Source organism: Pseudomonas sp. ENNP23 (assembly GCF_001728945.1).
Lineage (GTDB): Bacteria > Pseudomonadota > Gammaproteobacteria > Pseudomonadales > Pseudomonadaceae > Metapseudomonas > Metapseudomonas otitidis.
On record NZ_LYSP01000084.1, the window covers coordinates 1 to 6,477 of the forward strand.

Sequence of the window (6,477 nt, forward strand, 5' to 3'; positions counted from 1 at the left end):
AAAAAACGCGCCAAATATCCTTGAGAAACCAAGAGCCGACAAGACGAAAAGCACGACTTACGCCGGCTGAAAGGGCATACGGCCATGCCGTCAGTGTTTCGGCGGCCGGCTGAAGCCGGGGCGCGCGGCGAGGGCCGAACCTGCCTTACAATGCCGCGCCCGACACACCGGGCCGCCGGCCTACAAGGACAGCCAGACCATGAGCCCAACGCCGCCCTCGCCCCAGGCCGTACCGCCTGAAAGCCAGTTCCTCGGTACCCGCATCCGCGGCCTGCGCAAGCGCCGTGGCATGACCCTGAGCGAACTGGCCGAGCAGAGCTCGCTCACCGCCGGCTACATCAGCCAGTTGGAACGCAACCTCGCCTACCCCTCGATCCCGGCGCTGTTCAACATCGCCCGCAGCCTGGGGGTGACCATCCAGTGGTTCTTCGGCAGCGAAGCCCCCGTGGCCGAGGCCGACCGGGGCTACGTGGTGCGGCGCAACGCGCGCATGAGTCTGCATTACGAGGACGGCATCACCGACGAGCTGCTCAGCCCGCAGCCCAGCCGTTCGCTGGAGATCCTCCATTCGCGTTTTCCGCCCGGCACCTACAGCGAGGAGAGTTACAGCCACGAAGGCGAGGAGGCCGGCTATGTGCTGAGCGGTCAGTTCGAGCTGTGGGTCGGCGAGCGCCACTTCCTGCTGAACGAGGGCGACAGCTTCGCCTTCTCCAGCCAGGAACCGCACCGCTACGGCAACCCCGGCGAGCGGGATGCCCTGGTGCTGTGGATCGTGACCCCGCCGACCTTCTGACCCAGCGCCGCGCGCTCAGCCTTTGAGCCGGGAAGAGAGGCCCTCCAACAGGCGCTCCAGCGCGCCCTGGTTCGCCCGCAGCACGCCAAGCCCGGCATCGCGCATGGCGGCGGCGCGTGCGGCGTCGGCCCAGAGCCCTTCGACGTCGCGGGCCAGGGCCTCGGCGCCGTCCACCTCCAGCAGGGCCCCGGCATCGCGCAGTTGCGCGGCGATTTCGAGGAAGTTGAACAGGTGCGGGCCGGACAGCACCGGTTTGCCCAGGGCCGCCGGCTCCAGCAGGTTGTGCCCGCCGTTGGGCACCAGGCTGCCACCAACGAAGGCGCTATCGGCCAGGGCATAGAGGAACAGCAGCTCGCCCATGGTGTCGCCCACCAGCACCTGGGTCTGCGCCGCCACCGACTCGCCGCTGGAGCGGCGCTGGCTGGCGAAGCCGGACTGGCGGCTCAGCTCGTACACCGAGGTGAAGCGCTCCGGGTGGCGCGGCACCAGGATCAGCAAGGCATCCGGACGCCGGGCCAGCACGGCGCGGTGGGCCGCGAGGATGATCTCGTCCTCGCCGGCATGGGTGCTGGCGGCGATCCACACCGGCCGCCCGCTGGCGCCCCAGGCGGCGCGCAGTTCGGCGGCCCGGGCCGGCAGGGCTGGGTCGATGCTGAGGTCGTACTTGATCGAGCCGGTCACCCCCACGCATTCCGGGCGCGCGCCCAGTTGGCGGAAGCGCTCGGCTTCGGCCTCGGTCTGCACGGCGATCCAGTCCAGCTCGGCCAGCATCGGCGCGGTGAGTTTGGCGAAACGCGCATAGCCCCGGGCGGAGCGGGCCGACAACCGTGCGTTGGCCAGCACCACCGGGATCCGGCGCCGCGCGCACTGGTGGATGTGGTTGGGCCAGAGTTCGGTCTCCATGATCACCGCCAGCTTCGGCCGCACCCGGTCGAGGAAGCGCGACGCGGCCCAGGGCAGGTCGTAGGGCAGGTAGCAGTGCTGCACGCGGTCGCCGAACAGCGCCTGGATGCGCTCGGAGCCGGTGGGGGTCATGCAGGTGAGGGTGATGGGCAGGTCCGGGTGGCGTGCCATCAGCTCGCGCACCATGGGCGCGGCGGCGATGCTCTCACCCACCGACACGGCGTGCACCCAGATGCCCCCCGGCTTGAGCGGCGGCAGGCCGAGGGCGAAACGCTCGCCGATGCGCCGGGCATAGGCCGGCGCCCGCCAGGCGCGCCAGGCCAGACGCAGGGCCACCAGGGGCAGGCCGAGATGGAAGAGCAGGGTGTAGAGGGTGCGATTCATGGTGAGGCCAGTGATGCGGACAGGGGGCGGATGATAACTGAGCGGTCCGCCAATCGAAGCGTTTTCGGGCGCCGGCGGTTGGGCCTCAACCCAGGGCCTGCAGGTGCTCCGCCAGTTGGTCGGCCAGCCACAGCGCGGCGGGGCCGAGGGCTTCGTCGCGCCGGCAGACCAGCTCCACCACCAGCGAGGGCGGCGTCCAGTCGCTGCGCAGCTCCACCAGGTGGCCCTGGTAGGCCGGGTACTGGGCCACGTGCCGGGGCAGCCAGGCCCAGCCCAGCCCGCGCATCACCAGTTCGGCCATGACGTAGAAGCTGTCGGCGCGCCACACCTGCGGCCCGAGCTGCTCGCCACCGGGGTAGTGGCTGTCCTGCGGGGCCATGAGGATCTGCCGATGGCGCACCAGCTCGCGGCGGTCGGCATAGCCGCTGGCGGCCAGGGCGTGACCGGCGCCGCAGACAGTGACCATTTCGATGGTACCGAGGCGCTGGCGCTCCAGGGCGTCGGGCATGTGTTCGTGGTGGAACAGCAGGCCGAGGTCGGCGCGGCGCTCCAGCAGCTTGCGCGCCACGTCGCCCTGGGCGCTGCTGGCCAGTTGCACCTCCAGCATCGGGAAGGCCGCCCCCAGCGCCTCCAGGCTGGCCAGCACCGGCTGGTAGGGCATGGCCTCGTCCTGGGCCAGGCGCAGGCGCGCTTCCTCGCCACGGGACAGCCCCTGGGCGCGGCCCTCCAGGCGCTGGCACTGGCGCAGCACTTCGCGGGCCTCCTCCAGCAGGGCCGCCCCTTCCAGCGTCAGCCTGGGCTGGCGCCCGCTGCTGCGATCGAACAGCGCCACCCCCAGGTCCTCTTCCAGCAGGGCAATGGCGGTGCTGACGGCGGACTGGGCGCGGCGCAGGTCGCGTGCGACGGAGGAGAACGAGCGCCCCTCGGCCACGGCGACGAAGACGCGGAGCTGTTCGAGGTTCCAGTGCATGGCGGCTCAACCTATCTCTGATTCAGATGGGTAATGACTTTATCCCATCATGGAAAACTCTAGAATCCGCCCACCTGACAGGAGGGCCCGACCATGACCGGCTATATCTACCTCGCCATCGCCATCGCCGCCGAAGTGGTCGCCACCACCTCGATGAAGGCCGTCGACGGCTTCAACAAACCCCTGCCGCTGGTGCTGGTCATCGGCGGTTACGCCATCGCCTTCTGGATGCTGACGATGGTGGTGAAGAGCATTCCGGTGGGCATCGCCTATGCCATCTGGGCCGGGCTCGGCATCGTGCTGGTGAGCATCGCTGCGCTGGTGATCTACCAGCAGAAGCTCGACCTGCCGGCCGTGGTGGGCATGGGGATGATCGTCTCGGGGGTGGTGGTGATCCAGGTGTTCTCCAACAGCACCGGTCACTGATCCAGCGGCGAACGGCCACGCACGGCACACGCGACAGGGGCGCTATACTGCGCCCCTGTTTTTTCCCAGGCGTCGTCTCCCATGGCCGAACCCCTCAGCACCGACATCCTCATCCTCGGCGGCGGCATCGCCGGTCTCTGGCTCAACGCCCGCCTGCGCCAGCTGGGCTATGCCACGCTGCTGGTGGAATCCGCCAGCCTGGGCGGCGCCCAGAGCGTGAAGTCCCAGGGCATCATCCATGGCGGCACCAAGTACGCCCTGCACGGCGCCCTCACCGGCGCCTCCGAAGCCATCGCCGACATGCCGCGCCGCTGGCGCGAAGCCGTGGCTGGCAGCGGCGAGCTGGACCTCTCCGGCGTGCGCCTGCTCTCCGACGCACACTACCTGTGGTCGCCGGGCAGCCTGTTCGGCAACGTCACCAGCTTCTTCGCCAGCAAGGCCATGCGCGGCCGGGTCGACCCGGTCAGCGGCAGCGAGCTGCCCCCGGCGCTGCAACACCCGAAATTCAAGGGCAAGGTCTACCGCCTGGCCGAGCTGGTGCTGGACGTGCCCAGCGTGATCGCCCGCCTGGCCGAGCTGGCCGGCGACAGCCTGCTGGCCGGCCACCAGGTGGAGCCGCTGCGCGACGACGGCGAGGCTCTGGTGGGCCTGCGCGTGGACGGCCGCGAGATCCGCGCCCAGCGCATCGTGCTCAGCGCCGGCGCCGGCAACGAGGCGCTGCTGCAGGCGCTGGGCATCCAGCAGCCGGCCATGCAGCGCCGCCCGCTGCACATGGTCATGGCCAAGGGGCCGGGGCTGAAGCCGCTGTACGCCCACTGCCTGGGCGGCGGGCCGAAGCCGCGGGTCACCGTCACCAGCCACCCGGCGGCCGATGGCCAGTGGGTCTGGTACCTGGGCGGCGACCTGGCGGAAGCCGATGGCGTGGCCCGCAACGAAGCTGAGCAGATCGCTGCGGCCGAGCAGGAGATGCGGCAGTTGCTGCCGTGGATCGACTACACCGGCACCCAGTGGGCGACCCTGCGGGTGGAACGCGCGGAGCCGGCGCAATCCGGCCTGGTACGTCCGGACAACGCCTTCCTCGCCGAGCAGGGCAACCTGCTGGTGGGCTGGCCGACCAAGCTGGCCCTGGCGCCGGACTTTACCGACCGCGTACTGGCCAGCCTGGACCGCGACGGCATCCGCCCCGGCCAGCACGCGCCGCTGCCCGCCCTGCCCCGACCGCCGGTGGCCCAACCGGCCTGGGAGGAACTGCTGGGATGAACAGCCTGCACCACCTGCACCGCCCACTCGGCGACACCGGCCTACGGGTCTCCCCCCTGGGGCTCGGCACCGTCAAGCTGGGCCGCGACCAGGGCGTGAAGTACCCCTCCGGCTTCACCATCCCCGACGACGCTGAAGCCCGCCAGCTGCTGGCGCTGGCCCGTGACCTGGGCATCAACCTGATCGACACCGCGCCGGCCTACGGCCGCAGCGAGGAGCGCCTCGGCCCGCTGCTGCGTGGCCAGCGCCAGGACTGGGTGATCGTCAGCAAGGTGGGCGAGGAGTTCGAAGCCGGCCAGTCGCACTTCGACTTCAGCCCGGCCCACACCCGCCGCTCCGTGGAGCGCAGCCTCCAGCGCCTGGAGACCGACGTGATCGACCTGGTGCTGGTGCATTCCGACGGCAACGACGTGGCGGTGCTGCGGGACAGCGGCGTCTACGAGACCCTCGCCGAGCTGAAGCAGGCCGGCAAGATCCGCGCCTTCGGCCTCTCCGGCAAGACGGTGGAAGGCGGCCTGCTGGCGCTGGAGCGTGGCGACTGCGCGATGGTCACCTACAACCTCAACGAGCAGGGCGAGCGCCCGGTGCTGGACTATGCTGCCAGTCATGCCAAGGGCCTGCTGGTGAAGAAGGGCCTGGCCAGCGGCCATGTCTGCCTGGCACCCGGGGTGGACCCGGTGCGGGCCAGTTTCGAGCTGATTTTCGGTCACCCGGGGGTGACCAGCGCCATCATCGGCACCATCAATCCGCTGCACCTGTCCCATAATGTCGCGACCGCCGCCGCGGTGCTGGGTGGTCCAGCCTGACGCCGCGCCCGCGGCCGACCCCGACGCAAGGAGGAGCCGCCATGTCGCGCACCCTGGCCCGCAAGGACCCGACCCTCTTCAAGACCCTGCAGCTGCAGGTGGACGCCAGCCCGGACGGGCTGGCCTACCACAGCCTTGGCCTGCCGATGAACTTCGCGCAGATGCTCGAACGGCGTCGCCAGCCCCTGGCGATCGACGACAGCCAGCGCTTCTCGGTGCAACTGGCGAATCTCGGGGTTTCGGTGCGCCTGACCCTGACGCTGCACGGCCAGACCTACTGGGTGGTGGTGCGTCAGCGCCGCCAGGACCGGGGCGATACCGTGCTCAAGCTGATTTCCGGCTACGTGCCGGTCCATGAACTGAACCTGCCGCTGCTGACTGCCGTCCAGGAGGTGGCCGAGGAATGCCTGATCGAAACGCCGAACGGCTGGCTGGCCGGCCGCTTCGCCGACACCTGGCTGCCGACGCCCTACCCGAAGGCTCTGCATTACCTGGAGCACGCCTACTTCCGCCTCAGCCCGCTGTCCGGCGCGGCGCGGCCGGTGCAGAGCGGCAGCCTGCCCCTGCTGGAGCGCCCCCACGCCTACGTGCACCTGCCCACTGCGTCCCTGCAACTGGTCTATGACCTGGCCCTGGAGCTGCCCCGCGAGGCGCGCCAGCCGAGCCTGTTCCATGTCGATGAAGTGCTGCAGGGCGAGACTCTGGTGGCCAGCCTGGAGCGCCGCCGGCCGGACATCTACCTGCTGCCCTGCCAGGATGGCCAGCCCACCGGCGAGCTGTTCACCCTGCTGAACGGCGAGCTGAAGCCGGCCAGCACCCGGGGGCTGTGGCTGTCGGAAGGGTTTGCCGAGCAGGACGGCTGGCTGGTGCGCGACGAGCGGGTGCGCTGGAAGGACTGGCTGGCACGGCTCGGCACCGCACCGCCGAGCCGGCGG

Annotated in this window: 7 protein-coding genes; 5 read left to right on the top strand and 2 right to left on the bottom strand. The window is 70.4% G+C overall.

What is annotated here, in order from left to right:
* Nucleotides 1-199: 199 nt before the first annotated feature.
* Nucleotides 200-793, top strand: coding sequence for a cupin domain-containing protein (locus tag A9G05_RS25935; RefSeq protein WP_069563676.1), 594 nt, complete (start codon nucleotides 200-202; stop codon nucleotides 791-793).
* Between the two features lie 15 nt (nucleotides 794-808).
* Here the strand turns inward: A9G05_RS25935 and waaA are convergent, their stop codons facing one another.
* Nucleotides 809-2,080 (bottom strand): lipid IV(A) 3-deoxy-D-manno-octulosonic acid transferase, encoded by a 1,272-nt coding sequence (gene waaA / locus A9G05_RS25940; protein ID WP_069563677.1) that lies wholly within the window; start codon nucleotides 2,078-2,080, stop codon nucleotides 809-811.
* Between the two features lie 85 nt (nucleotides 2,081-2,165).
* Nucleotides 2,166-3,050, bottom strand: a complete 885-nt coding sequence (locus tag A9G05_RS25945; RefSeq protein ID WP_069563678.1) for a LysR family transcriptional regulator — start codon at nucleotides 3,048-3,050, stop codon at nucleotides 2,166-2,168.
* A 93-nt stretch (nucleotides 3,051-3,143) separates the two neighbouring features.
* Between A9G05_RS25945 and A9G05_RS25950 the strand changes: the two genes are divergently transcribed.
* The 4 genes from A9G05_RS25950 to A9G05_RS25965 form a co-directional block, all read left to right on the top strand.
* On the top strand, nucleotides 3,144-3,476 hold the full coding sequence (locus tag A9G05_RS25950) for a multidrug efflux SMR transporter (RefSeq protein ID WP_069563679.1): 333 nt from the start codon (nucleotides 3,144-3,146) through the stop codon (nucleotides 3,474-3,476).
* A gap of 81 nt (nucleotides 3,477-3,557) precedes the next feature.
* Entirely contained in the window at nucleotides 3,558-4,736 is a 1,179-nt protein-coding gene (locus A9G05_RS25955; protein WP_069563680.1) for an FAD-binding oxidoreductase, read from the top strand.
* Nucleotides 4,733-5,542, top strand: coding sequence for an aldo/keto reductase (locus tag A9G05_RS25960; RefSeq protein ID WP_069563681.1), 810 nt, complete (start codon nucleotides 4,733-4,735; stop codon nucleotides 5,540-5,542). The genes A9G05_RS25955 and A9G05_RS25960 overlap by 4 nt, the downstream gene beginning before the upstream one ends.
* Before the next feature lie 41 nt (nucleotides 5,543-5,583).
* The coding region (locus tag A9G05_RS25965; protein WP_069563682.1) for a metal ABC transporter ATPase at nucleotides 5,584-6,477 on the top strand (894 nt) is incomplete at its 3' end.